The following is a 25,095-nucleotide window of genomic DNA, read 5'->3' as shown; positions in this document are numbered from 1 at the left end:
CGGACCGACCGACCGTTCGTGAGAAACTAGCCACTATGCCCAGCACCACCGACACTTCCAGCCCCGGCGCAGCCAACGGAACAGCAAAGCGCGGCCGCCCCGGCTACGACCAGCAGTCCGTGCTGCGCATCGCCGTCGACGTCTTCAACCGCCATGGCTACGACGCCACCTCGATGGGGATCCTGGCGGACAACCTGGGGATCTCCAAGTCCGCCATCTACCACCACGTGCCGTCCAAGGGCGGCCTCCTCAAGCTTGCCCTTGACCACGCCCTGGGCGGCCTTGAGGCCATCCTCGAGCAGCCGGAGGCCACTTCAGGGGCTGCCGACGCCCGGCTGGAGTTCGTGCTCCGGCAGACGGTGGCCGTGCTGGTTGACCGCCTGCCGTTCGTCACCCTGCTGCTGCGGCTGCGGGGCAACACGGAAATTGAACGGGACGCCCTGGAACGCCGCCGGACCTTCGACCACAAGGTGGCCGTATTGATTTCGGCCGCCCGCGATGAGGGCTCGCTCCGCCAGGACATCGATCCCCGGACCGTCACCCGTCTCCTGTTCGGCATGATCAACTCGATCGTGGAGTGGTACAAGCCGGGCGGCTCCCTCTCCCCGCAGCGACTGGCCGACGACGTCATCACCATGGCGTTCGACGGCCTCCATGCGGACGTGTAAGCCGCGCATCCACGGGTCCGCGGGCAACTACTAAGCGTGCTTGGTATTTGGCGGCTCCCCGGCTACGGTGGTAGAAAGCCATCGTCCGCAGGGAGGTCCTGAATGAGCCAGGCCAATGATCCACGGCGTTCATGCCGGCCCCGGACAGTACTCGCGGGCGGACTCCTGACCGCAGCCCTGGCACTTAGCGGCTGCACCGGCTCGCCTGCTCCCCCAACCCCTGGCACCTCCTCCCCAGGCCAGCCATCGCCGTCGGCCCCGGCCTCCGGGACTTCCGCTTCGGCAGCGCCAACCGCCGGCGCAGGCCCGGACTCCGGAACCGCAGCCGGCAACCTGCCCCAGCTCGTGGAAAACCTCTCCCCATCAGTGGTCACCATCTTCACCCAGGGCGGCCTGGGCAGCGGCGTGGTCTACTCCGCCGACGGACTGATCCTCACCAACGAGCACGTGGTCCGGGGCGCAACCACCGTGGAGGTCGGATTTGCCGACGGGCAGCGCGTGGAAGGGACAGTCAAAGCAAGCGACGCCGTGACGGATCTGGCCCTGGTGCAGGCCAAGCGCACCGGCCTGCCGAAACCCACGTACCAAAGCACCCTGCCCAAGGTAGGCGAAGGCGCACTGGTCCTGGGTTCCCCGCTCGGATTCGAGAACACGGCCACCGCAGGCATCATTTCCGGGCTGCACCGTTCCATTCCAGGCTCCGCATCCAACAGCCTCTCCCTGGTGGACCTCATCCAGACGGACGCACCCATCAGCCCCGGCAACTCCGGCGGTGCCGTGATCAACATGCGCGGCGAGGTGATCGGCATCAGCGAGGCGTACATCCCGCCGTCAGCCGGGGCGGTCTCCCTTGGCTTCGCCATCCCGGCCGCCACCGCAGTAGACGTGGCGGAGGAACTGCTGGCCAACGGCACCGCCAAGCACGCCTACCTGGGCCTCACCCCGGGCGAACTGACGGCCCAGATCGCCGCCCAGCTGGGCATCCAGGGAGGATCCGGAGTGGTGGTCCTCGCCGCGGACACGGACGGCCCGGCAGGCAAGGCAGGAATCCGCCCCGGGGACGTCCTGCAGTCCATGGAGGGCGTTGAGCTCACCACGCCCGAAAAGCTCCTGGCGGAACTGCGCAAGCGTAACCCCGGCGACACCGTAGGCTTCAAGGTCAAGCGGGGCGACCAAAACCTGGATATCAAGGTTGACCTCACCGACCGGCCTGCCACTACAACCACCCGATAGGAAGGAAGAAACATGAGCCACCCCAAGGAAGAACCGGACGCAGGATACATCGTCCCAGACCCGTCCAAGCTCCGTGAGGACATTCCCGGCGACGCCGGCGACGAGGCCAACGCGATCCGCTTCAGCGAGGAGCAGGCCCTGATCGAGGAACAGTCGCACGGCATCCGCCCCGACACCTACAGCGTTCCGGCAGGCGGCCCCACCATGGACGAGGCCCGCGGCAACATGGACCTCTCGGACCGCAGCGAAGAAGGCCGCGGCACCGGACGCGAGGATGACAGCAGCGACGACGGCCTGCACGGCGGCGCAGAAAGCTGACGCCGGCACGAACACTGAAGCAGCAGGGGCACCCCGTCCGGGGTGCCCCTGCTGCTTTCGTTGAGGTATGCAGCTGCCGTGCCTAGACCTCGTACTCGAGCTTGCCGCCCAGGTTTTGGTGGACGCACAGGATGTTGTGTTCGGTGTCCATGAACCACGCGCACTTTTCCGAGTTGGTGGTGCAAATGTGGTTCTCCGTCTTGAGGGTAGGCAGGTCGTAGTCCTGGAAGATGACGCCCCGTGCCTCCATGTCGCGGACGGTTGCCTCGATATCCGCGACCTCAAAGCTCAGCGCGGTGTGGTCCGAGTGCCTGCCGTCCGAGACCGGCATCAGCTGCAGCAGTGGACCGCCGTCGGCGCCCAGCAATTCGCTTCCGTCCTCCGTTTTTCCACGGTGCGGGAGTCCCAGCTTTTCCGTGTAGAAACTGCGGGCGCGGGCTGGGTCATCAACCGGCAGGATGGTTGTGGCTGTGTTCATTCTCAGGGTCATTGGGCCACCTCCTACGGGCAGAATCTTACGCCCGGCAGGCCCAAAAAGAACCGCCCTCAAACGCCCCATCACTTCCCGCCCACCAAACCCAAACGCCCCATCACTTCCCGCCCACCAAACCCAAACGCCCCATCACTTCCCGCCCACCAAACCCAAATGCCCCAGCACTTTCCTCAAAGAAGTGATGGGGCGTTTGGGAAAAACCGGCAGGAAGTGATGGGGCGTTAGGGGTTTACTTCTCGACCAGGGTGAGGACGTCGTAGGTGGCCACGATCTCGTCGTGCTGGTTGGTGAGCACAGCGTCCCAGGCCACCTCACCGTATTCGTCGGTTTCGCGCGGGGTGATCTTCTTGGCGGTGAGGGTCACCCGGATGGAATCGCCGGCGGCAACCGGGGTGATGAAGCGAAGGTTCTCCAGGCCGTAGTTGGCAAGGACAGGGCCCGGTGCAGGCTCCACGAACAACCCGGCGGCCCAGCTCAGCAGCAGGTAGCCGTGCGCCACGATGCCCGGGAAGAACGGATTGGCTTCCGCTGCTTCCTGGTTGGTGTGGGCGTAGAACGTGTCCCCGGTGGAGTTGGCGAACGCGCTGATGTCCTCCAGGGTGACCTGCCGCAGGTCGGAACGGACGGCGTCGCCGATCCGCAGGGTGGACAGGTGCTTCCGGAACGGATGCGCGCCCTCGGTCTCCACGGTGAAGTTGCGGTCGGCCCCGGTGTGCCACACACCGGTGACCGCGGTCAGCATGTTCGGGGAGCCCTGGATGGCGGTCCGCTGCATGTGGTGCAGCACGGACCGGATGCCGCCCAGTTCCTCGCCGCCGCCCGCGCGTCCGGGGCCGCCGTGGACCAGGTGGGGAACGGGTGAGCCGTGGCCGGTGGAGGACCGGGCGTCCTCGCGGTTCAGCATCAGGACGCGGCCATGGTGGGCCGCGATGCCGGTGACCAGCTCGCGGGCTGCCTCGGGATCGTTGGTGCACACCGAGGCCACCAGTGAGCCGCCGCCGCGGGCGGCGAGGCGGACGGCGTCGGCCAGGTCCTTGTAGCCGATGACGGAGGATACTGGCCCGAACGCCTCAAGCGAGTGGATGGCTTCAGCTTCGGGGTTGTCCCAGTTCAGGACCACGGGAGCCATGAAGGCCCCACCGTCCACTACCCCGGTGGTTCCGTCGGCGGAGGTGACCGACGGCGAATCGAGCGTTCCGTACGCCAGCTCACCGCCGGCGTCGAGCATTGACTGCACGGCAGCGCGGACGTCCTCCAGCTGTTCCACCGACGCAAGGGCGCCCATGGTGACGCCTTCGCCGCGGGGGTCGCCCAGGACCACGCGCTCGGCGATGCGCTTGCCGATGGCTGCCGACACGGCGGGTACCAGTTCCCGCGGCACGATGGCGCGCCGGATGGCGGTGCATTTCTGGCCTGCCTTGACGGTCATCTCGGTGACCACGGACTTGACGAAGGCGTCGAATTCCGGGGTCCCCTCCACGGCGTCGGGGCCCAGGATGGCGGCGTTCAGGGAGTCGGTCTCGGACGTGAACCGGACGCCGCCCTCCACCACGTTCGGGTGGGACTTGAGGGACTTGGCCGTGGAGGCGGACCCGGTGAACGCCACAAGGTCGCGGTAATCCAGTACATCCAGGAGCCCGCGGACGGAACCGGAGATGAGCTGCAGCGAACCCTTGGGCAGGATGTTGGACTCAACGATGGCCTTGACCACGGCGGCGGCAACATAGCCAGTGGGGGTGGCCGGCTTGACGATGGTGGGGACGCCGGCCAGGAAGGCGGGGGCAAACTTCTCCAGCATGCCCCAGACCGGGAAGTTGAAGGCGTTGATCTGCACGGCGACGCCGGGGATGCGGGTGTAGATGTGTTCGCCGGCGAAGGATCCGTCCTTGGACAGCACCTCCATGGGGCCGTCCACCACCACCTGGGAGTTGGGCAGCCCGCGCCGGCCCTTGGAGCCGAAGGTGAAGAGGACGCCGATGCCGCCGTCGATGTCCACCATGGAGTCGATCTTGGTGGCGCCGGTCTGGAATGAGAAGTTGTAGAAGTGCTCCCGGCGGGCGTTGAGGTACTGCGCCAGCTCCTTGAGCTTGAGGGCGCGCTGGTGGAAGGTCAGCTTGCCGAGTTCAGTCTGGCCGGTGGTGCGGCCGTACTCCACGACGGCGGCGAGGTCCAGGCCTTCCGTGCTCACCTTGGCCAGGATCTCCCCCGTGCTCGCATCCCGGACGGGGACCGCGGAAGCCGAGGAGCCGGCGTCGGGCGTCCACCATGCGTCCATGACGAAGCTGGGCACTGTCTCCACGGTGTCGACCGTGGCCTGGGGAGCTGTGGCTGTGGTGGTCATCGTTGACGGTCCTTCCAACAAGGGGGCAGGCAAACAGGGCGGCCATTACCGACCGTCCGTTCGGTAATATATTCACCATACATGAAGTGCCGTGCTGCACACTAGAAGGCCAGGACCGAATTGGCCACCCAAAGGAGAACGCATGAACGCCCCGTCGCCCCAGAATGCTTCCGCCAGCCAGCATGAGCTCTGGAAAATCACCCTCGGGGAGCTGGACGAGAAGATGGGCGTAAAAATCCTGGAGGAGTCCGTGGAGCGCGTGGTGGCCACCATGCCCGTGGAGGGCAACCGGCAGTCGTTTGGGCTGCTGCACGGCGGCGCCTCGCTGGCCGTGGGCGAGGCGGTGGGGTCCTGGGCGGCCGTCATCCACGCGAGCACCATGGGCAAGACGGCGGTGGGCGTTGACGTTTCCGCCACGCACCACCGATCCGCACGCGAGGGCCAGGTGACCATTACCGCCACGCCCATCCACCTGGGCGGGACGCTGACCACGCACGAGGTGCTCATCACCAACGAGGCCGGCCAGCGGCTGTGCACCCTGCGCATCACCAACCTGCTGATGAAACGAAAAAACTGAAAAAAATCCCCGGCGGTGCATCCATGGGCGGGGTTCCAGAGGTAATAAGCGTGTCAGCATCACCAGCCCGGATACCGGGCATCCCCCAAGGAGTTCGACATGCGCAAAATAACCTACGCCGCTGGAGCACTTTCCCTTGCTGCTTCACTGGCCTTCGCCGCTCCCGCCCAGGCCGGCAACTGGCACCACGATGACGACCCCGCCCTGCTGTCCGTCCTGCACGGGGTACCCGGCCTGACCGTGGACGTCTGGGTGAACGGCGAGCTCACCCTTGATGACTTCACGCCCGGCACCCTGGCCGGACCGCTGGAACTGGCCGCCGGCGATTACCAGATCGCCATCACCGCTTCGGACGCCACCAGCGCGGAAAACCCGGTGATCGGCCCGGTGGATGTGCAGCTCGACGAGGGCCGCAACTACACGGCAGTGGCGCACCTTGACGCCGGCGGAGCCCCCACGGCGACCCTCTTCACCAACGACACCAAGGCCCCCGGCAATGACACGAAGGGCAAGCTGACGGTCCGGCACGTCGCCGCAGCGCCCGCTGTGGACGTACTGGCCGGCGGAACCGCCGTAATTGAAGGCCTCAGCAACCCGGACGAGGCAACCCTGAAGCTGAAGGCCGGCACGGTTTCAGCCTCGGTGGCAGCGGCAGGGACCACCGACCCCGTGATCGGTCCTGCGGACATCACCGTCGAGGCCGGGAAGAACACCATCGTCTACGCCTGGGGAAGCCTGGCGGACGGCACGCTGGACGTGGCGGTCCAGGTGGTTGACGGCAAGGAGTGGTGCGGGGGCCGGCGCTAAGGCCAACGCAACCGGGAGGCGCTAAGCGCCGTTCCCGCGGCAACGCTACGGGCCGGTCCTTGTGGGCCGGCCCGTAGCGGCTACCGCGAAGGCCGCCGGTTCCGCCGGCGCACAAGCACCGTCAGCAGAATCCCGACGGCGAGGACGCCCGCGGCAGCAGCCGCTGCGGGGATGAGCCCGGCTGATCCCGTGTAGGCCAGGCCGCCGCCGGCGCGATCACCGTTTCCGCCCGTGTTGGCAAGGCCCGCAGGAGCGCTGGGAGCGGGGCTGGTTGCCGGCGGAAGTACGACGACGGGACTCGCCGACGGCGGGGCAGGCGACGGGTCTGCTGGGGCCGGGTCGGTCGCGGCCGGGGTGATCGGGTCGGTCGCGGCCGGGGCGGGTGTGGCCGGGGCAATGTTGCCTGGTGCGGGGCTTGCCGGTGGCTCAGTCGGTGCCGGGTTTGCCGGCGGGGCGGGCGGTGCCGCTGCAGCGGACGCAAACTCAAAGCTGTTGGCACCCGACCGGCTGTACCCGTTCACGGTTTCTGCCGTGAAGCGCAGCGTGTCCGTACCCTGCGGAGCCGTGAAACTCCATGTCCCGTCGTTATGCACGGGGACCTCGAACGGTTCCTTTGCCTGGAACGTGACCCGGACCGTGGATCCGGCGGCGACCGCAGCTGCCGGAGCAGCGGGAACCTGGCCGCTGATCACCTGGCCCGGCTGGTAGGCCTTCCCGGGTGCGGGGGCCGTGACGGCAGGCTTGTTGAGGAATACTTCCAGCTGGTAGCCGGGCAGCACGGCAAGGGCATCCTGCAGGGTGGCTGCAATGGCCCGCGCCTGGACGCCGTTCTGGCTTTCGGCACCGGTGTGCGTACCAACGGCAAAGTTGCCGCTGATCCACGGGCCGCCGGAGTCGCCGCCCGCCGACGTGACCGTCGATGAATCGAAGGCACGGACCGGCCGGAGGTCGTTGTCGTAGTTGGGCGGAACACTCTTTTGGCCCGGCATCATCCAGATGCCCACCGCATCGACCGTGCCGCACTTCCAGCCGGACGTCCGTCCGGACCTGCAGACGTCCTGGCCCTGGAAGGGCGCTATGGTTCCCACGATCCTGACAGGATCGGGCGTCCTGGAGTTGCCCCAGGTAGTGGTGGAAGGCTCAGGGTTCACGGAAGGCGCGATGTCCTGGATGACGGCGATGTCGGTACCTGCCACGGATCCGTCTGCCGCTGCCGAGTTCCCGGGGCCGCCGAACTGGCTGAACCCGAAGCTGCCCAGGGGTGACAGCGGAGGCAACGGCTGAGGCGTCAGGGCGCCGGGCCCGCTCGCGGGCGCCCACCCGGGAGGTTCCACTGACGCCTGCCGCGCCAATCCATCCCTGGCACAGTGTCCGGCGGTCAGGACGAGCGGCAGCCCGGCCGGACTGAACGCGCTGAAACCGGCTGAACAGATGGCGGCGCTGTCCACGTAGTATCCCTGGCCGCCGAGGAGGTCCCCCTCGGTCTTGAGGGAAGCACCCTTCTCCAGTTTCACGTTGGCGTACCGCGCGACGAACTGTGCCGGCGTCATTTTGCCGGTTCCGGACGGCTGGCCGGCGGAAGGAACCGGGTCCGGCTGGTTGCCCGGGGTCCCGGACTCTGCGATGTTGACGGGCCCGGTCCGGATGACGAAATGACCGTCGGTGTAGGCAACCGCCTGGAGGCCCTGGGTGCCAACGTCGCGGACATAGGCCTTGTACAGCTGGTCGAGGTCGGCTGCGACCAGCCCGTTCGCCGGCGGAGGCGTGTCCTTGACCGCCGGGGAGGCGGTGGGGACAGCCGGCGTGGCCGGGAGGGTGACCGTCGGGGGAACCAGTACAAAGGCGGCCGGGCCGGAGCGGTTCAGTTCATCCACCGCGGCCTGAAGCTCCGGACCGTCGCCTTCCACCCTGATGTTGCCGGCTTTCAGGCTGATGCCAACGAAGCCAGGCAAGGCCCGAAGGGTGGGCGCGGCGCCGGCGGCCCGCCGGCCGAGTTCACCGGCAGCATTGAATTCGGCCACGCTGATGCCAAGATCCCGGCGAAGCGCTTCAGCAAGGCCTGCCTCGGAGGGTCCAGCCGCGTTGACAGGAGCAGTCGGGGCGCCGGAAACCGCCTCGTTGCCCGTAGCCGTGCCGGCGGCGCCGGAGCCCTGGGGCGCAGGAGCCACCATGGGGCTGCTAGTTGTGGCCGGCGCCGGAACAGCCACTGCGGGGCCGGCAGCCAACCCGGACGACAGCACTACGGCGGCTATGGCTCCTGTCGCGGAGATTCTCTTCATGGGGGTTCGCCGTTCCACTCATCCGCGCCTGCGTGCAGGCGCCCTGCGACCGCGGCCGCCGACATCAAATATCAACAGCCACATCAGTAACTTAAGTCACAAGGGTATCTTTCGGCATGCCAAGGCGGAAACGGAATCCAGCTCCGCTTCCCGCAACCCGTGCGCCAGGAGATAGCCACGGGTTCCGAGGTCACGGACAAATGACACCACCGCGAGCCCGCGCCGTTCCAGCAGGGGCTCAAGCTCCGGCCCGGTCAGGTACCGCTCCCGGCCGTGCGGCGGACCATGGGTGCGGTAGCGCTCGTTGATCCCGCGGGCCGCCCGCCGGTAGCCCTCGGCAATAGCCTCGTCCGAGTCACCAGCCAGGTCCTGGACCATGGCCGCGATCAAACCGCTCCGGTCACGGCCGGCGGCGCAGTGCAGCACCACATCCCCTTTGGGCGCGGCGAGGGCAATGGCCCGGAAGACGCCCACCAGTTTTTCCGGGAAAAGGCGCGCATTCTCGGCGTAGTGCGCGGGGTCGTTCAGGTAGGGACCGGTGACGGCAGTAAACCGCGGATCCTCCGGTTCCTCCGTGGGTGCCTGCACCACGTCGATGCCCGCCCAGGCCGCGGCCGGCACCTCGGGGTCATTGCTCCGGCGCCGCGCCTCAACTGCGTTGCGGAGATCGACGACGGTGCGGACGCCGTCGTCGAACGCCTCTTTCCACCCCGCTGCGGTGAGCCACTCGCGGCGTCCCATCCGGTAAATGCCGCCCGAAATGCGCCATGCGTTTACAGCTCCATCCCAGTCCACGGACGTGCCCTTCTTGCTCATCCGCACAGCTAACCACACGCCCCTGAACGGCGCATTGCACAGCAGCGGACATTCCACCAGGGCACAATGGCCTGCTGACCGCCGCGCAGGGTGGCAATACTGTGGCACCTATGTACCTGCCCGCGGTGTCCAATGAGGTCATTGTTCAAAGAGGTAACTGTTCAAAGGGGAAATTCATGGCAAGTCCAGCAGTACAGCGGCGCCGTCCGGCTTTCGCAGCCGCCCTCGCAGCCCTGGCAATCACCGCCGGCATGGCAGCGGCCCCGGCCCAGGCCGTGGACAAAGAGAAATACATTGCCCTGGGGGATTCCTATGCCGCCGGACAAGGGGCCGGTCCCTACCTGGACAGCTGCTATCGCAGCGACAACGCCTATTCCGAGCTGGCAGACGTGGACAAAACCGTGCAGCTGGTGGTCAATGCTGCGTGCAGTGGGAAGACCACCTGGGATGTGGTGAACACCCAGCTTCGCCAGCTGAACAAGAGCACGGAACTGGTGACCATTACGGCAGGAGGCAACAACCTGGGCTTCGGCCAGATCATTACCTCCTGCGGTGCTGCTCTTTCTGATCCCGCGGCAGCCCCTGCCTGCGACGCGGCTACGTCCGCCGCGGCGGCAATGATCGGGAGCGGGCAGCTCACCCGCGACGTCATCTCGATGATCCAGAGTGTCAAGGCCGCAGCCCCCAATGCCAGGATCGTTGTCACGGGATACCCGTACCTCTACGATCCGGTGGCCCCGAACCCCGCGGATCCACTGTCCCTGTTCATCAACCAGGCCACCCTTCTGGCGGACGGCCTGGACGCCTCCATCGCAGCGGCCGCCGCTGCCACCGGGGCGCAATACGTCGATGTCAGGGCCGCGTTTGCCGGGCACGGCGTCAACTCCGCAGATCCCTGGATCAACCTGGACCTTGCCAACCCCGCAAGCCCGGACAACTTCCATCCCAACGCCGCGGGCTACCAGGCCTACTTCACTGCGCTGAGCAGTTCGGGCGTCTACTCCGCTCCCTGAGCACGGTCAGCGCGGGGTGCGCTCCGCACCCTGGGCGCGGCGGGCCAGCCGGTATTCCAGCCCGGCGCGGACGGCCGGCCATTCGTGCTCCAGGATGGAGAACACCACCGTGTCCCGGAGGGTTCCATCGCTGGTCCGTGAATGGCTGCGGAGCACACCGTCCTGCTTGGCGCCCAACCGGGCAATGGCTTCCCGCGACTGATGGTTCAGCCAGTGCGTGCGGAACTCCACGGCGGGGCAGCCCAGCGCCTCGAAGGCATGCCGGAGCAGCAGGAGCTTGGAGTCGGGGTTGGTCCCTGTCCCCTGCACCGAGGCCGCATTCCACGTGGAGCCGATTTCAACGCGGGGCGTGGCGGCGTCGATGTTCATGTACGTGGTCATGCCGATGATGCGGCCCGGGCCACCTGTGCCCGGATCAATCAGCCGGGTGGTGAAAGGCAGCATGGATCCCTGTTCCTGCAGGGTCAGGCGGCGCCTGATCTCCGCCGCCATGGCGTCCGGCGCGGGCACCGACGTGTACCAGAGCTTCCAGAGTTCGCCGTCGCTGGCTGCGGCCAGCAGGCCGTCGTGGTGTTCCTCCGCGAGCGGCTGCAGGATTACGTGGCGGCCGGTCAGGGTAAGGGGTTCAAGGAAAGTCACTGCACCAGCCTAGGCCCACCGGCCGCGCGGGTTACGCTGGGGCAAGCACCACGACGTCGAGCGAGGGAGTTATTGTGTCAGGAACCAACCCGGATCCCGAGGACGACAAGATCACCGGCCTGGAGCCTGGCGGCGGGGTTCCGCCGGGCGAAACCCCGCCGGGGGAAGCCTCCACCGCCGGCCCTCAGGGCCACGAGGAGCGCGGCACCGGGAAGGGCACCCAGTTCCTGTGGATCGGCATCATCGGCGTCGTAGTCCTGCTGTGCCTGCTGTACTTCATCGGCTACATCGTGGGCTTCTTCGACTAGGCCGTGTTCCGCCAGGCGGTCAGCCTAACTGGGCCAGTCGAAGAATCCCTTGCCGGTTTTGCGGCCAAGTTCACCGCGGGCCACTTTGTCCTTGAGGATCTGCGGGGGTGCAAACCTCTCGCCAAGGGTGGAGTGGAGGTATTCGGCGATTCCCAGGCGTACGTCCAGGCCCACAATATCCGTGGTTTTGAGCGGGCCGGTGGGGTGTTTGTAGCCCAGGACCATGGCGTTGTCGATGTCCTCAGCGGAGGCCACTCCTTCCTCAACCATCCGCATCGCCTCCAGTGCGATGGCCACGCCCAGGCGTGAGGAGGCAAAGCCGGGGGCGTCATTGACCACGACGGCGGTCTTGCCGAGTGCCTCCACCCAGGTTTTCGCCGCATCAGCAAGTTCGGGAGACGTGCGCTCCCCCAGCACCACCTCGATAAGGGTGGATGCCGGCACGGGGTTGAAGAAGTGCAGGCCCAGGAAGTTCTCCGGCCGCTTTAGTTCACGGGCCAGGCCGTTGACGGACAGCGATGACGTGTTGGACGCCATGAAGGCATCCTCTGCCAGCCGTTCCTCGATGCCGCGCAACGCGGTGACTTTCAGGTCCCAGTCTTCGGGCACTGCTTCCACCACCAACTGGCGGTCCTTGAACGCGTCGTAGTCGGTGCTGACGGTCAGCCGGGTCACCAGTTCTTCGAAGTTGGCATCCACCGCCCCGCGTTCAATGCTTTTCAAGGCTGCGGACTCCACCCGTTCCTGGGCAGCTTCGGCGGAGACGTCGTCGCGTTCCACCACCAGCACGTTGGCGCCCTTGACGAGGAAGGCGTGCGCGATACCGGCGCCCATGCGGCCGCCGCCCAGCACGCCCACGTACGGGGGAAGGCCGGGGGCTACTGATGAATTACTCATGGTCTACTTTCCATCGGCGGGGTTGGCGGAGGCGGCTGCCTTCTTCGCTGCATTGCGGTCCAAAAACGCCTGCATCCGGTCGAATTTGGCCTGCGACTCGAAGAGGATGCCCTGGGCCAGCTGGTCGATCAGCGGGTGCGCTTCTGCGGGGGCGTGGAATACGGACTTGGTGATGCGGACTGCCAACGGGTCCTGCCGCCCGATCCTGCTGGCCAGGCTGTGGGCAGCCTCCAGGAGTTCTGCCGGATCGTGGATTTCCGTGATGAGGTTGGCCGCTTTGGCTTCCTCGGCGCCAAGGACCAGTCCGGCCAGCAGGATCTGCTTGGCCAGCGGCTCGCCGACGAGTTCCCTGAGCCGCCAGCCGGCACCGGCCGCCGCAAGGATTCCGAGCCCTGTTTCCGGGTTGCCGATCCGCACGTTGGGGGTGCCGATGCGGAAGTCCGCGGCGTAGGCGAGTTCCGCGCCGCCGCCCAGGCAGTAGCCGTCCAGGGCCGCGATGACCGGCATGGGCAGCTTGGCGATCCGGACGAAGATGGTGGAGTTGATGCCCTGCAGAGCATCGTCGCGGCGGCGTTCGCGCAGCTGGGCAATATCGGCGCCGGAAGCGAAGACCCCGTCCACGCCGGCGATGATCAGTACCTTGGGGTTCTGTTCCAGGGCCGCGCAGACAGTGTGGAGTTCGTCCACCATCTGCTGGTCGATCGCGTTCTTCACCTGGGGACGGTTGAGCAGCACCACCACCCGGTCCTCGCGCTCCTCCACCAGGAGCGCGGAGAAGTTTTCTGCTGCCAGGTCCACCGCCGCCGCCATCAGATTTTCTCCAGCAGCATCGCCGTGCCCTGGCCTACGCCAATGCACATGGTGGCCAGGCCGATTTTCGCGTCTTCGCGTTCCATCCGTCCCAGCAGGGTGATGGCGATCCGTGACCCGCTGGAACCCAGCGGGTGACCCAGGGCGATCGCGCCGCCGTCGCGGTTCACGATCTCCGGTTCCAGCCCAAGCCGGCGGATGCAGGCAAGGGACTGCGTGGCAAAGGCTTCATTGAGTTCGACGGCGGACAGGTCGCCGACGCTCAGGCCGCTCCGCTTGAGCACCTTCTGGGTGGCGGGGACCGGGCCAATGCCCATGATCTCGGGCTCGCAGCCGGCAGAGGCGCCGTCGATGATGCGGGCACGGGGGGCCAGCCCCAGCCGCTCGATGGCTGCTTCCGAGGCGATGATGATGGCGGAGGCGCCGTCATTCAGGGACGAGGAGTTCCCGGCCGTCACCACGGAACCGCCGTGCGCCACGGGCTTGAGCTTGGCGAGCACGTCCATGCTGGTACCGGCGCGCGGGCCCTCGTCGGTATCCACCACGGCCTCTGACTTGCGGGTCTTGACCGTGACGGGCACGATTTCGTCCTTGAACCGGCCGGCCTCGATGGCGTCCAGGGCAAGCTGGTGGGACCGGACGGCGAATGCGTCAGCGTCCTCACGTGAGATGCCGTCCACCCGGGCAACTTCCTCCGCCGTTTCCGGCATGGAGTAGGTCATCTTGCCGTCCCGGGACAGGCCGCCGTGCTGGAAGTGGGGATTGGTGAACCGCCAGCCGATGGAGGTGTCGAAGATCTGGCCCGGCTTGGCGAACGCGCTGGTGGGCTTTTCCTGGACCCAGGGGGCGCGGCTCATGGACTCCACGCCGCCGGCGATGACGATGTCAGCGGCTCCGGCCTTGATCATGTGGCTGGCCTGGATGATGGCACTGAGGCCGGAAGCGCAGAGCCGGTTGACCGTGATTCCCGGAATATGCAGGGGCAGCCCGGCCAGCAGGGTGGCCATGCGGGCCACGTTCCGGTTTTCCTCCCCCGCGCCGTTCGCGTTGCCCAGGATGACTTCGTCGATGCTCTCAGGATCCAGGCCGGCGCGTTCCACGGCTTCCCGGACCACAAGGGCCGCAAGATCATCCGGCCGGACGGACGACAAGGCGCCCCCATACCTGCCTACGGGCGTTCGGACCCCGCCAACAAGGAAAGCCTGCGGACCTGCGGTTGCAGCCATGGAAACACCCTTCACGCGATAAACAGCACTGTCATCGGCGGCCGGCGCAGCGGAACTTCCCACTTACCGACCGTTCGTTCTGTAAATGGTACACGGGCAGCCCCGGCCGCGCATCCGGTTACAGGACCCTCACCCCAAGATGCGCAGCGATCAGCGGCGCCAGGAGCCCCAACTGATACTCATCGATCACAAGCCCGGACAGGCTGCCAAGGCCGCTGATCCGGCGGAACTCCGTACTCCTGAGGTCGAAGTCCTTCAGCCTGGCACCCGTCAGGTCAAGTGATCCAACGGTGCAGTCTTCCAGCCGCACGCGGGTGGCGCCGGCACCGCCCAGGTCCAGTTCGTTGATGATGCACCCACTGATGAGCACGTCCGCGAGCTTGGCGCCGCGGAGGTTGAGGTAGTCCAGCTTGCCGCCCTCGATCCGGACGGACTGCCAGCCGCTTTCATACAGTTCGGCAGAGCCCAGGCGCGGGTTGCGAAGCTCCACGTCGCGCCAGGTACTGCGGGCACTCTGGAAGACCGGCGCGTACGCCTCCGCCAGGATGCAGTCGCGGAACGAGGTGCCGCGGAGCTGCGCCTCGTTGAAGGAGGCAGCATCGAACCGGCACTCGGCAAATACGGCCTCACCCAGGTCGAGGCCGTCCAGGGCGGCGCGGTTAAACCGCAGGTTTTCGTACCGGTCCCCGCGGCGGAATGCCGGATCCTGCAGTTCTTCGAGATCCTGCAGCTCCACGCGGGAAAGCCGGGGCGGGGCCACCTTGGCCGCTGCCGTGCCACGTCCTTTATCCATAGGCCGAGCCTAATGCCGGTGCAGCCAGCAGGCCGCAACTGCAGCAGGGTACTTGAAATAGTAAGCAAGCTTTGTTTATGGTGAAAGGGCACGGTTGATCGACGGAAACGAAAGGAGGCCGGAACCATGGGCCTCGGAGACAAGATCAGTAACGCGGCAGAGGACCTTGGCGGCAAGGCCAAGGAAGCTGCAGGCAACGCGACCGACAACGACCACCTGAAGGCAGAAGGCCAGGCCGACCAGGTCAAGGCAGATGCCAAGAAGGTGGGCGAAAGCGTGAAGGACGAGTTCAAGCGCAACTAGTCCTTGCTGCTGCAGCCGCAGCGAACGGCGTGCTGCAACAGCCCAAAACGGCGGCGGATCCAATGGATCTGCCGCCGTTTCGCTGTCCACCCACCATCGATTGCTGAGTAGATGCCGTTTTGGGGCCTCAAAACGGCAGTTACTCAGCAATCGATGGGGTTCACCAGCCGCTGCGGGTTGGGGTATGCCCCTTCCGGGAATCTTCGGGCATGGCCATCTCGGCCCGGACACCCAACAGCCGGACAGCGTTGCCGGGTTCGATCTTTGAGACCAGGCCAAGCACCCCTGCCAGCACCACCGCGGGATCGGAGGTCTCGGGGATCTTCCGCGCGTAAGTCCTGGTGGTGAAGGGAACGTAGCGGACCTTCAACGTCAGGCCGATCACCGGCCTGCCTTCGGCGGCAACATCCTCCAGGACGTGCGCAGCCAGCTCCCGGACGGCGTCCTCAATCTGCGCCCCGTCGGTCAGGTCCCGCTGGAAAGTGGTTTCGCGGCTGTGCCCGCGCGCCACCCACGGGGTGTCATCGACGGTCCGGGAACCGTCACCCCGTCCCAGTTGCGCGTACCAGGGCCCCATTTTTGGACCGAATTCGGGAACCAGGTCATCGGGGTTGGCCGCTGCCAGTTCGGCAACGGTCGTGATCCCCAGGGTGGCGAGCCGGCGGGACACTGCTTTTCCCACACCCCAGAGGTCGATGGTGGGCCGCTCCCCCATGACCTCAAGCCAATTCCCTTGCGTGAGGCGGAAAACGCCCGCGGGCTTGCCGAACGTCGTCGCGACCTTGGCACGGACCAGGGTGTCCCCGATGCCGACGCTGCAGTGCAGCTGGGTTTCCGCCAGGACTGCCTCCTGCAGCCGGCGGGCAAAGGCTTCGGGATCGGCCGCCTCGAGCCCGACGAACGCCTCGTCCCAGCCGAGCACTTGGACGGTGGTTCCCGGCTGGGCACGCAGGACCGCCATCACCTTTTCGGATGCTTCCAGGTAGGCTTCGTGGTCCACCGGCAGGATGACCGCATCGGGCACTTTCCGCGCGGCGATGCGCAGCGGCATTCCGGACCCCACGCCGTAGGCCCGTGCTTCGTAGGACGCCGTGGACACCACTGCCCGCTCCGTGGGGTCGCCCCGGCCGCCGACGATTACCGGCCTGCCCGCAAGCTCGGGACGGCGCAGTACCTCGACGGCGGCGATGAACTGGTCCAGGTCCACATGCAGCACCCACTGTTCGCTCACAAGCCCCAGTCTGCCCGGCCGGACTCCAGGGGGCTAGCCTTGGCCCATGACGAACGTAGACCTCAGCGCTGCGGGCGCGGCTGCCGGCGGCTCCCCCTCCCTGCACGGCTACCTCGCCGTGCCTGTTGGACAGGGGCCGTTTCCCGGCGTCGTGATGATCCATGAAGCGTTCGGCCTGGACGACCAGACCCGGCGGCACGCGGACCGGCTGGCCCGGGCCGGGTACCTCACCCTGGCCGTGGACCTGTACAGCGACGGCGATCCGCGGCGTTGCCTGGTGGGAACCATGCGCGCCATGGCGGCCCGTACGGGGCGTCCCTTCACCGACATCGCCACGGCCCGTACCTGGCTCGCGGAGTCTGAACTGTGCAACGGCAAAACCGGGGTGATCGGCTTCTGCATGGGCGGCGGGTTCGCCCTGCTGGTGGCGCGTGACGGGTTCGACGCCGCTTCCGTCAACTACGGTCGGCTCCCGGGCAAGCAGCAGCAGGAACTGGAAGACGCACTGCGCGGTTCCTGCCCCATCGTGGCCAACTACGGCGGCGCGGACAGGTCCCTGAAGGGGGCTGCGGCGCGCCTCGAAACTGCGCTGGACCAGTTGGGCATCGAGCACAGCGTGAAGGAGTTTCCCGGCGCCGGGCACGCCTTCCTCAACGACGAAGAAATCGGGCCGGTTCTCCTCAGGCCGCTGATGCGAGTCATGGGCGTGGGGCCGGACCCCGAGTCAGCCCCGGAGGCCTGGCAGCGCATCGAGGACCACTTCGCCAGGTACCTGAAGGACTAAGCAGCAGCTGAACGGCTGGACCTGTCCGGCACTCCGTGGAAACGCCAACGGCGGGCCACCCACTGAAGGGGCGGCCCGCCGTCGAACATTGTCCGGAAAGCGTTAGCTGAAGAGCTCGCTCTTGGGCTGGTTGTTCTTGACCTTCTGCCAGCCCAGCCAGAGGACCACGGCAAAGAACGGGATGGTGGCCAGCGTCCACAGGCCCAGGTAGAACACTTCGCCGGTGGCCTTGTCCGTCATGGTGTCGAAGCCGATGAGGATGGTGATGGCGAGCAGGCCCAGCAGTCCGGCCCAGCTGGTCCACGGCGAGCCGGGCATCGGCAGGGTGGAGGTGATGCCCTTGCGGCGGCGCAGCACGATCTGGCTGGCGAAGATGGCACCCCAGCAGAAGATCACGCCGATCGACGCGCTGTTGAGCGCCAGGTCGAAGGCGTGCGAACCGCCCAGCCAGATATTCAGCAGGATGCCCACCAGGTAGAACGCCGCGATGGCCAGGATGGCGGCATACGGGACGTGCCGCTTGGACATTTTGGTAAGCCACTGCGGGGCGTGGCCGTTGTTGGCCATGGTGCGGAAGACCCGGCCAATGGAGTACAGGCCGGAGTTGCACGAGGACAGCGCGGCGGTGATGACGATCATGTTCATCACATCGCCCACGCAGCCCAGGCCCATCTGGCCGAAAACGGTCACGAACGGCGACGTGCCGGCCTTGTACTGGTCGGACGGCAGCAGCATGGCCAGCAGCAGCACGGAACCGACATAGAACACCACGATGCGCAGGACGACGGCTCGGATCGCCTTGGGCACTTCGCGCTCCGGCTTTTGCATCTCGCCGGCAGTGACTCCGACCAGCTCGATGCCGTTGTAGGCGAAGATCACGGCGTTAAGGACCAGGACCATCACCAGCGCACCCTTGGGGAACATGCCGCCGTCGGCTGCGAAGAGGTTGGCCACCGAGGCATGCCCAGTGCCCACCTGGGCATTGGTGACCACCATGAAGGTGCCCACGGCCAGGAAGATGACGATGGCGCCGACCTTGAGGCAGGACGCCCAGAACTCGAATTCGCCAAACGCCTTAACGCTCAGCAGGTTGACCGCCACCAGCAGAGCCAGGGCCGCGATGGCCGAGGCTTCCACGGGGACGTTGGGGAAGAAGAACTGGAAGTACAGACCGATGGCGATGAGCTCCGCGATGCCCGTCATGCCCCAGTTGATGAAGTACATCCAACCGGACAGGTAGGCGCCCTTTTTGCCGAACATCTCCCCCGAATAGCTCACCAGGGAGCCGGAGGTCTGGCGGTACATGATGAGTTCGCCCAGGGCCCGCATGAGCAGGTAGGCGATGACGCCGGCAATGGCGTAGGAGAAAATCAGGGCCGGCCCGGTGGAGGCCAGGCGTCCGCCGGCTCCCATGAAGAGGCCCACGCCGATGGCGCCGCCCATGGCGATCATGGTGACGTGGCGGCGGCCCAGGGTCTTGCTGTAGCCCTCGGCGCTGAGGGACGGGTCGACGGCGGAGGATGGCGCCGTGCTGTTCTTGAGGTCTGTGGGGGTACTTTGAGGCACAACTGTTCCTTGTGGGTTGGGGGTTGGCCGCATCCGGTCTTCGTATGATCAAGCTCACAAAATTCGGCCTTTAGGCCTTGGGACCAGCAGATGTGAGGGTGGATCGGCCGAACTGCCGAAGCTTCACGCGACCTGACCATCTTACAAGACGGTCCGGGGTGGTACGTGACGCGCACTACACCCCGGCGCCCGGCGATAGGCTGGGGGCATGGCAACAGCCCACCGCTTACCGCCGGCCCCGCAACCCCAGCTTTACCGGTTTTCGCCCCTGGACCTGGCCACGCTGTGCCTCTACGTTGCCATTGCCGGGTTCTTCGCGGTGGCCGGCAATGTGCTGGCCCCACTGCTCCGCCTGGTGGCCCCGTCCCCGGCAGCAGCCTCTTATGCCGTGAACCTGCTGTTCTATGCCTCCGTGGGAATACTCGCGCTCCTGGCCGCCCGCCGGGTGGTGGCGCGGGACCTTAGAGTGCTGGGGACCCGGCCCTGGTTCACCCTGCTGATGGTGCCGGCAGCCGTGATCGCGATGATGATCCTGACCGCCGTCGTGGTGGCCGCGAACGGGCAGGTTCAAACCTCCGCCAACCAGGCCGGGCTGCAGGCGCTGATGCAGCAGGTCCCCGCGTGGCTCATGGTGCCTTTGCTGGTGGTGGTGGGTCCGTTCGTGGAGGAGTACATCTTCCGCCACCTGCTCATCGGCAAGATGTCCAGGCGCGTGAACGTCTGGATCTGCTGCGCCCTGTCCGTGGTGCTGTTCGCCGCGCTGCACATCGTGGGGCAGGAGGCGCTGACCCTGACTGCCCTGCTCCCCTACCTGGCCATGGGTGCCACCCTGGTGTCCGTCTACATGTGGACCGGGAAGAACCTCATGTTTTCCTACTTCGTGCACGCCGCCAAGAACCTGCTGGCCGTGATCCTGGTTTACGCCATCCCGCCGGAACTGTTCAACCAGATGCAGAACGTCCAGGCCTAGGCGCGCGCACAGGACCTTCCGCAACGCCCCGGCCGCCCTTACCGTGGACGGATGGGACTGAACATCCAGATCGTTGTCGATTGCGCCAGCGCGCATGAGCTGGCCGACTGGTGGGCCGAAACCCTGCAGTGGGCGGTGGAACCGCAGGACGCAGGCTTTATCCGCTCCATGATTGAGCAGGGCTACGCCACCGAAAACCAGACCACGACGCACCGCGGAAACCTGGTGTGGAAGGACGGCGCCGCCATCCGGCCACCGGAGGAGATCGAGGCCAAGGATCCGCAGCGGCGCATCCTGTTCCAGACGGCGCCCGAGGGGAAAACGGTGAAGAACCGGGTGCACTGGGACGTCCGGCTGGACGGCAGGGACAAGGATGAGGTCCGGCGCGAACTCGAGGCACGCGGGGCTTCCTTCCTCTGGTCTGCTCGGCAGGGACCGCATTCCTGGCACACCATGGCGGACCCCGAGGGCAACGAGTTCTGCATCAGCTAAGCACGATTACTAGACTTGGACGGTGAGCAACCAGATCCCCGCCCCGGTGTCCGATGTCTTCGATCCCACGCGCTGGCGGGTGGTTTCCGGCTTCGAGGACTTCCAGGACATGACCTACCACCGGCAGGTGGAGCGGGATTCCGGGGGCGGCTGGGTGCGTGACCTGCCCACGGTCCGGATCGCGTTCAACCGCCCGGAGGTCCGCAACGCGTTCCGGCCCGGCACCGTGGACGAGCTCTACCGCGCCATGGACCACGCCCGGATGACGCCGGACGTCGCCACCGTCCTGCTGACCGGCAACGGCCCCTCCCCCAAGGACGGCGGCCACTCCTTCTGCTCCGGCGGCGACCAGCGGATCCGGGGCCGGGACGGCTACCGGTACGCCGACGGCGAGACCCAGGAAACCATCGACCCCGCCCGGGCCGGCAGGCTGCACATCCTGGAAGTCCAGCGCCTGATGCGCACCATGCCCAAGGTGGTCATCGCCGTCGTCAACGGCTGGGCGGCCGGCGGCGGACACTCGCTTCACGTGGTTTCAGACCTCACCATCGCGTCCCGGCAGCACGGAAAGTTCAAGCAAACGGACGCCACGGTGGGAAGCTTCGACGCCGGCTACGGCTCGGCGCTCCTGGCCCGGCAGGTGGGCCAAAAGACCGCCCGCGAGATCTTCTTCCTGGCCCGCGAATATTCCGCAGAAGACATGGTCCGCATGGGCGCGGTCAACGAGGCCGTGGACCACGAACGCCTGGAGGAGGTGGCGCTCGAGTACGCAGCTGACATCGCCCGGCAGTCCCCGCAGGCCATCCGCATGCTGAAGTTCGCGTTCAACCTTGCCGATGACGGCCTGGCCGGCCAGCAGGTGTTCGCCGGTGAAGCCACCCGGCTGGCCTACATGACGGACGAGGCTGTGGAGGGCAAGGAGGCCTTCCTGCAAAAACGCGACCCCGACTGGTCACGCTTCCCGCACTACTTCTAAGGCAGGACGGCAATGAACAGCGAAGCCTCACCCAGCACCGCCCACGGCGGCCCGCTCAACATCGAACCGGCCCTGAAAGCCCTCGCGGCCGCCCTCCACGGCGAGGGCCCCGCCGTCGAACTGTCCGTTGGACCGGACGGCGAACTGGTGGTGGGCCACGTGGAGACCCCCGGCTGCGACGACGCCGTGGCCGTGGTCCGCACCTCCGGTTCCACCGGCACGCCCAAGGCAACCCTGCTGACCGTGGAGTCCCTGGCGGCATCCTCGATGTCCACCGCGCTGCGGCTCAAGGGCGAGGGCCAGTGGCTGCTGGCCCTGCCCGTGCAGTTCGTGGCCGGCATCCAGGTGCTGGTGCGGTCCCTCTTTGCCGGGACCCGGCCATGGGTGATGGACATGTCCGGCGGCTTCACCCCGGAGGCCTTCACGGCGGCCGCGCTGGAACTCACGGACAAGATCCGCTTCACTTCCCTGGTTCCCACGCAGCTCCAGCGGCTCCTGGACGATCCTTCGCCGGACACGCTTGCCGTGCTCCGCCGTTTCAACGCCATCCTGCTGGGCGGGGCCCCTGCATCCCCGGCCCTGCTGGACGCCGCCCGCGACGCCGGAGTCCGGGTGGTCACCACGTACGGTTCCGCGGAAACCTCGGGTGGGTGCGTGTACGACGGCTACCCCCTGGAAGGCGTCTCGGTCCGGGTGGCGGAGGACGGCCGGATCCTGCTGGGCGGGGACACCGTGGCTGCCGGGTACATCGAGGCCCCGGACGAGGAAACCGGAACATTCTTCGAGGAGGACGGGGTTCGCTGGTACCGCACCAGCGACCTCGGCACGATTGACGACGACGGCCGGCTCACCGTGCTGGGCCGGGCGGACGACGTCATCATCACGGGCGGCGTCAAGGTCTCGGCCGGCCACGTGCAGGAGCAGCTGGAAAAGTCCGACGCCGTCGCAGCGGCTTTCGTGGCGGGCGTCCCTTCCGCGGAATGGGGCCAGGCGGTGGCGGCCTACGTGGCGCTGGCACCCCATGGTGCCGCCGGGATCGGTACCGCCGGTGAAGACGGACCCGGGCAGGAGGCCGGGGACCCCGGCGTCGTGCTTCAACAGCACTGGCAGCGGCAGCTGGGGGTGCTGGCGCCCAAAACGGTCCTCACCGCGCCTGCCCTGCGGATGCTGCCCAATGGAAAACCGGACCGGCTCGCCATGGCCGCCGAACTCAGCTCCCGGCACGGGGGAAAGTAGAGTGGACCTGCACCACCGCGGCCGGTGCACACGTTCCATCCAGCCGTCTTACCGAAACAACACGAGGTACTAACCGTGGCAACAGCCGCCCAATGGATCCAAGGCGCCCGACTCCGGACGCTGCCGGCAGCGATCGCGCCGGTGCTGATCGGCACCGCCGCCGCCTACGAAATGGACTCGTTCCTCCTGCCCAATGCGATCCTCGCGGCGCTGGTGGCGCTCCTGCTCCAAGTGGGCGTGAACTTCGCCAACGACTACTCGGACGGCATCCGCGGGACGGACGATGACCGGGTGGGTCCGCTGCGGCTGGTGGGCTCCGGTGCCGCCAAGCCCGAACACGTCAAGTGGGCGGCGTTCGGCGCCTTCGCCCTGGCCATGGTGTTCGGCCTGGTCCTGGTGGTCCTCACCCAGGCATGGTGGCTGATCCTGGTGGGCCTGGGCTGCGTCATGGCCGCGTGGGGCTACACCGGCGGCAAGAACCCCTACGGCTACATGGGCCTGGGCGACCTGTTCGTGTTCGTCTTCTTCGGCCTGGTGGCCACCCTGGGCACCACCTTCACCCAGGCAGGGCACATCAGCCTGTCCGCGGTCATCGGCGCCATCGGCACCGGGCTGATCGCCACCGCACTGCTCATGGCCAACAACGTCCGGGACATTCCCACCGACATGCAGGCCGGCAAGAAAACCCTGGCCGTGCGGCTTGGGGACAAGCACGCGCGCGAAAGCTACGTCCTGATGCTTGCCGTAGCCATCCTGCTGGTGGTGATCCTGGCGCCGGGACGGCCGTGGATCCTGATCGTGCTGCTGCTCATTCCGGCCTGCCTGATGCCGGCCTGGCTGATGATCAACGGCCGCAAGCGCAAGAGCCTGATCCCGGTCCTGAAGCAGACCGGCCTGATCAACCTCGGCTACAGCGTGCTGTTCTCACTGGGCCTGGTCCTCAGCCACGGGTTCTAGCTCTTCTTGCCGCTGCCCTTGGCGTTGTTGATGGTGATGTCCGGGTTGGCGTCCAGCAGGGCGTCCTCGGCGTTGGCGTCCTGGACCTCGCCGGCGGAACGCATCGGCTTGGCCTTCCCGGAGAAGCGGTGCTGCAGGGCTGCCGAGGCGGCGTCGCGCTGCTTCTGGAAGAACAGGTAGCTGATGGCAAACGCAATGAGTGCGGCGCAGATAACCGCCATCAGCGCCCCGACCTGCAGGAGCGCGAACAGGACAAACAGGGGCACGAAGATTGCCAGGCGGATCAGGGAGTATTTCAAAAAGGCCACTATTCAAGTTTAGCCGCCCCGGCCAGCAGCCCCTGCGCGTCCTGACGATAGACTTAATGGCATGCTCTTCCGTGTGGCTTTGGCCGTCGCAGTCCTCGTCATCTTTGTGTATGGCCTGGTGGACGTGATCCGCACTGAAGGCCGCCTGACCCGGGGCATTTCGAAACCCGCGTGGATCATCGTGCAGATCGTCCTCCCCGTCCTCGGCGCCGTCCTGTGGCTGCTGATCGGCCGGCCGCGCGGCACTGCGCAGCCGCGGCCCAGCTACCCGCACCCCACCGCCCCGGATGACGACCCGGACTTCCTGCGCAACCTGGAGGCACGCCGCCGCAACCAGGCCGAGGCCGAGCGGCTGAAGAAGCTGCGTGACGAGCTGGAGTCCAAGGCCAAGGAGGACGGCGGGAAGCACCCGCGCGGCACGGACGAACACGATACCGACGGACTGAAATAACGCCCATGGCGTCCCCGTCCGGAGGAGAAGAGCGGCGGCTGTCCGCTCCCCCACCGAGGCCCGGCCTGTCCTACTCAGCGCCACCGCCCATCCCGGTCACTCCCCCTGTGCCGCGGACTGTCCGCACCGCCCGGTCGCTGTGGCTCTTCAGCTTCGCCGCCGGGCTGGCAGTCCTGCTGGGCTCGTTCGTGGCCCGTGACTCCAACCTGCAGCGGCTTCGCGGAGTGGTGGCGGACATGGCCTCGGGAAGCGATGCCGGGTCGGTGGGAACCGCAGCAAACATCGTGTTCTGGGGCAGCACCGGCGCCCTGCTCCTGGTGACCGTACTGGAGGCCGCTGTACTGGCCGCAGTAATGGGCCGCCGGACCTGGGGCCGCTGGGCCCTGGTGCTGCTGCTGGCCGGCCATCTGCCCGTCATGGTCCTTGCGTCCGCGTTCCTGGTCCCCAGCGGCGCCGCGGGCAGTTACGTGGTGATGCTGTGGGGCGCCGAACTTCTCCTGGCCTTCGCCGGGCTGGTGCTCCTGTTCCTGCCGCCCGCGGGAGCCTGGCTAAAGCGTCAGCGTCCGCGGGGCTGAGCCGCCCGTCCTTGCCTTGCCGGCCGCA

The 25,095-nt window shown here is 67.0% G+C and carries 28 protein-coding genes; 16 read left to right on the top strand and 12 right to left on the bottom strand.

What is annotated here, in order from left to right:
- Nucleotides 1-35: 35 nt before the first annotated feature.
- The 3 genes from AB0280_RS06520 (at nucleotide 36) to AB0280_RS06510 (ending at nucleotide 2,219) form a co-directional block, all read left to right on the top strand.
- Nucleotides 36-668: a TetR/AcrR family transcriptional regulator gene (locus tag AB0280_RS06520; protein WP_366366507.1), complete on the top strand. Its 633-nt coding sequence runs from the start codon at nucleotides 36-38 to the stop codon at nucleotides 666-668.
- Nucleotides 669-770: 102 nt separating this feature from the next.
- Nucleotides 771-1,901, top strand: a complete 1,131-nt coding sequence (locus tag AB0280_RS06515) for a S1C family serine protease (RefSeq protein ID WP_224026958.1) — start codon at nucleotides 771-773, stop codon at nucleotides 1,899-1,901.
- Nucleotides 1,902-1,913: 12 nt separating this feature from the next.
- Nucleotides 1,914-2,219 carry a hypothetical protein gene (locus AB0280_RS06510; protein ID WP_159630892.1) on the top strand — a complete coding sequence of 102 codons (306 nt, stop codon included), beginning with the start codon at nucleotides 1,914-1,916 and terminating at the stop codon, nucleotides 2,217-2,219.
- An 82-nt stretch (nucleotides 2,220-2,301) separates the two neighbouring features.
- Here AB0280_RS06510 and AB0280_RS06505 read toward each other — a convergent pair whose 3' ends face one another.
- A complete protein-coding gene (locus tag AB0280_RS06505; RefSeq protein WP_224026959.1) occupies nucleotides 2,302-2,697 on the bottom strand; it encodes a VOC family protein in 396 nt (131 codons plus the stop codon).
- A 244-nt stretch (nucleotides 2,698-2,941) separates the two neighbouring features.
- Complete coding sequence (paaZ, locus tag AB0280_RS06500) at nucleotides 2,942-5,053, bottom strand: phenylacetic acid degradation bifunctional protein PaaZ (RefSeq protein ID WP_366366505.1); 2,112 nt, start codon at nucleotides 5,051-5,053, stop codon at nucleotides 2,942-2,944.
- Between the two features lie 142 nt (nucleotides 5,054-5,195).
- On the opposite strand from paaZ, the gene AB0280_RS06495 reads away from it, so the two are divergent.
- Nucleotides 5,196-5,630, top strand: coding sequence for a PaaI family thioesterase (locus AB0280_RS06495; RefSeq protein ID WP_366366503.1), 435 nt, complete (start codon nucleotides 5,196-5,198; stop codon nucleotides 5,628-5,630).
- Between the two features lie 99 nt (nucleotides 5,631-5,729).
- Entirely contained in the window at nucleotides 5,730-6,437 is a 708-nt protein-coding gene (locus AB0280_RS06490) for a DUF4397 domain-containing protein (RefSeq protein WP_366366501.1), read from the top strand.
- Nucleotides 6,438-6,517: 80 nt separating this feature from the next.
- Here AB0280_RS06490 and AB0280_RS06485 read toward each other — a convergent pair whose 3' ends face one another.
- A complete protein-coding gene (locus AB0280_RS06485) occupies nucleotides 6,518-8,716 on the bottom strand; it encodes a peptidase (protein WP_366366500.1) in 2,199 nt (732 codons plus the stop codon).
- Between the two features lie 96 nt (nucleotides 8,717-8,812).
- Entirely contained in the window at nucleotides 8,813-9,532 is a 720-nt protein-coding gene (locus AB0280_RS06480) for a tyrosine-protein phosphatase (protein WP_159630880.1), read from the bottom strand.
- Between the two features lie 176 nt (nucleotides 9,533-9,708).
- On the opposite strand from AB0280_RS06480, the gene AB0280_RS06475 reads away from it, so the two are divergent.
- Complete coding sequence (locus AB0280_RS06475) at nucleotides 9,709-10,545, top strand: SGNH/GDSL hydrolase family protein (protein WP_224026963.1); 837 nt, start codon at nucleotides 9,709-9,711, stop codon at nucleotides 10,543-10,545.
- 6 nt (nucleotides 10,546-10,551) lie between these two features.
- Here the strand turns inward: AB0280_RS06475 and AB0280_RS06470 are convergent, their stop codons facing one another.
- Nucleotides 10,552-11,184 (bottom strand): GNAT family N-acetyltransferase, encoded by a 633-nt coding sequence (locus AB0280_RS06470; protein ID WP_366366498.1) that lies wholly within the window; start codon nucleotides 11,182-11,184, stop codon nucleotides 10,552-10,554.
- 74 nt (nucleotides 11,185-11,258) lie between these two features.
- Between AB0280_RS06470 and AB0280_RS06465 the strand changes: the two genes are divergently transcribed.
- On the top strand, nucleotides 11,259-11,492 hold the full coding sequence (locus tag AB0280_RS06465; protein WP_159630874.1) for a DUF6480 family protein: 234 nt from the start codon (nucleotides 11,259-11,261) through the stop codon (nucleotides 11,490-11,492).
- A 24-nt stretch (nucleotides 11,493-11,516) separates the two neighbouring features.
- Here AB0280_RS06465 and AB0280_RS06460 read toward each other — a convergent pair whose 3' ends face one another.
- The 4 genes from AB0280_RS06460 to AB0280_RS06445 form a co-directional block, all read right to left on the bottom strand.
- Complete coding sequence (locus AB0280_RS06460; RefSeq protein ID WP_366366496.1) at nucleotides 11,517-12,389, bottom strand: 3-hydroxyacyl-CoA dehydrogenase family protein; 873 nt, start codon at nucleotides 12,387-12,389, stop codon at nucleotides 11,517-11,519.
- A gap of 3 nt (nucleotides 12,390-12,392) precedes the next feature.
- Nucleotides 12,393-13,199 (bottom strand): enoyl-CoA hydratase/isomerase family protein, encoded by an 807-nt coding sequence (locus tag AB0280_RS06455; RefSeq protein WP_366366494.1) that lies wholly within the window; start codon nucleotides 13,197-13,199, stop codon nucleotides 12,393-12,395.
- Complete coding sequence (locus AB0280_RS06450; protein ID WP_366366493.1) at nucleotides 13,199-14,425, bottom strand: thiolase family protein; 1,227 nt, start codon at nucleotides 14,423-14,425, stop codon at nucleotides 13,199-13,201. Before AB0280_RS06450 ends, AB0280_RS06455 begins: the two co-directional genes overlap by 1 nt.
- Nucleotides 14,426-14,543: 118 nt before the next feature.
- A complete protein-coding gene (locus tag AB0280_RS06445; protein ID WP_366366491.1) occupies nucleotides 14,544-15,218 on the bottom strand; it encodes a pentapeptide repeat-containing protein in 675 nt (224 codons plus the stop codon).
- Between the two features lie 126 nt (nucleotides 15,219-15,344).
- Between AB0280_RS06445 and AB0280_RS06440 the strand changes: the two genes are divergently transcribed.
- Entirely contained in the window at nucleotides 15,345-15,521 is a 177-nt protein-coding gene (locus tag AB0280_RS06440; RefSeq protein ID WP_159630868.1) for a CsbD family protein, read from the top strand.
- A gap of 160 nt (nucleotides 15,522-15,681) precedes the next feature.
- Here the strand turns inward: AB0280_RS06440 and AB0280_RS06435 are convergent, their stop codons facing one another.
- Nucleotides 15,682-16,737, bottom strand: a complete 1,056-nt coding sequence (locus AB0280_RS06435) for a DNA polymerase IV (RefSeq protein WP_366366665.1) — start codon at nucleotides 16,735-16,737, stop codon at nucleotides 15,682-15,684.
- Nucleotides 16,738-16,798: 61 nt separating this feature from the next.
- On the opposite strand from AB0280_RS06435, the gene AB0280_RS06430 reads away from it, so the two are divergent.
- Nucleotides 16,799-17,536, top strand: coding sequence for a dienelactone hydrolase family protein (locus tag AB0280_RS06430; protein ID WP_366366489.1), 738 nt, complete (start codon nucleotides 16,799-16,801; stop codon nucleotides 17,534-17,536).
- A gap of 102 nt (nucleotides 17,537-17,638) precedes the next feature.
- On the opposite strand, the gene AB0280_RS06425 is transcribed toward AB0280_RS06430, so the two are convergent.
- The gene (locus tag AB0280_RS06425; protein ID WP_366366487.1) at nucleotides 17,639-19,102 is read right to left on the bottom strand and encodes an amino acid permease; all 1,464 of its coding nucleotides are present in this window, start codon (nucleotides 19,100-19,102) and stop codon (nucleotides 17,639-17,641) included.
- A gap of 208 nt (nucleotides 19,103-19,310) precedes the next feature.
- On the opposite strand from AB0280_RS06425, the gene AB0280_RS06420 reads away from it, so the two are divergent.
- The 5 genes from AB0280_RS06420 (at nucleotide 19,311) to AB0280_RS06400 (ending at nucleotide 23,733) form a co-directional block, all read left to right on the top strand.
- A complete protein-coding gene (locus AB0280_RS06420; protein ID WP_307489123.1) occupies nucleotides 19,311-20,072 on the top strand; it encodes a CPBP family intramembrane glutamic endopeptidase in 762 nt (253 codons plus the stop codon).
- 51 nt (nucleotides 20,073-20,123) lie between these two features.
- The gene (locus AB0280_RS06415) at nucleotides 20,124-20,564 is read left to right on the top strand and encodes a VOC family protein (RefSeq protein WP_366366486.1); all 441 of its coding nucleotides are present in this window, start codon (nucleotides 20,124-20,126) and stop codon (nucleotides 20,562-20,564) included.
- A 22-nt stretch (nucleotides 20,565-20,586) separates the two neighbouring features.
- A complete protein-coding gene (locus AB0280_RS06410; protein WP_224026970.1) occupies nucleotides 20,587-21,540 on the top strand; it encodes a 1,4-dihydroxy-2-naphthoyl-CoA synthase in 954 nt (317 codons plus the stop codon).
- Nucleotides 21,541-21,552: 12 nt separating this feature from the next.
- The gene (locus tag AB0280_RS06405; RefSeq protein WP_366366484.1) at nucleotides 21,553-22,776 is read left to right on the top strand and encodes an AMP-binding protein; all 1,224 of its coding nucleotides are present in this window, start codon (nucleotides 21,553-21,555) and stop codon (nucleotides 22,774-22,776) included.
- A gap of 75 nt (nucleotides 22,777-22,851) precedes the next feature.
- On the top strand, nucleotides 22,852-23,733 hold the full coding sequence (locus AB0280_RS06400) for a 1,4-dihydroxy-2-naphthoate polyprenyltransferase (protein WP_159630854.1): 882 nt from the start codon (nucleotides 22,852-22,854) through the stop codon (nucleotides 23,731-23,733).
- Here the strand turns inward: AB0280_RS06400 and AB0280_RS06395 are convergent.
- On the bottom strand, nucleotides 23,730-24,041 hold the full coding sequence (locus AB0280_RS06395) for a DUF4229 domain-containing protein (protein ID WP_224026972.1): 312 nt from the start codon (nucleotides 24,039-24,041) through the stop codon (nucleotides 23,730-23,732). The genes AB0280_RS06400 and AB0280_RS06395 overlap by 4 nt on opposite strands.
- A 61-nt stretch (nucleotides 24,042-24,102) precedes the next feature.
- On the opposite strand from AB0280_RS06395, the gene AB0280_RS06390 reads away from it, so the two are divergent.
- Nucleotides 24,103-24,492 (top strand): PLD nuclease N-terminal domain-containing protein, encoded by a 390-nt coding sequence (locus AB0280_RS06390; RefSeq protein WP_224026973.1) that lies wholly within the window; start codon nucleotides 24,103-24,105, stop codon nucleotides 24,490-24,492.
- A gap of 5 nt (nucleotides 24,493-24,497) precedes the next feature.
- A complete protein-coding gene (locus tag AB0280_RS06385) occupies nucleotides 24,498-25,067 on the top strand; it encodes a hypothetical protein (protein ID WP_366366482.1) in 570 nt (189 codons plus the stop codon).
- The last annotated feature ends 28 nt before the right edge of the window (nucleotides 25,068-25,095 follow it).

It is taken from the genome of Pseudarthrobacter sp. 902506025, assembly GCF_040702325.1.
Classification (GTDB): Bacteria; Actinomycetota; Actinomycetes; order Actinomycetales; family Micrococcaceae; genus Arthrobacter.
The sequence above is the reverse complement of the archived record's forward strand: the minus strand, read 5'-3'. Positions and strand labels throughout refer to the sequence as shown.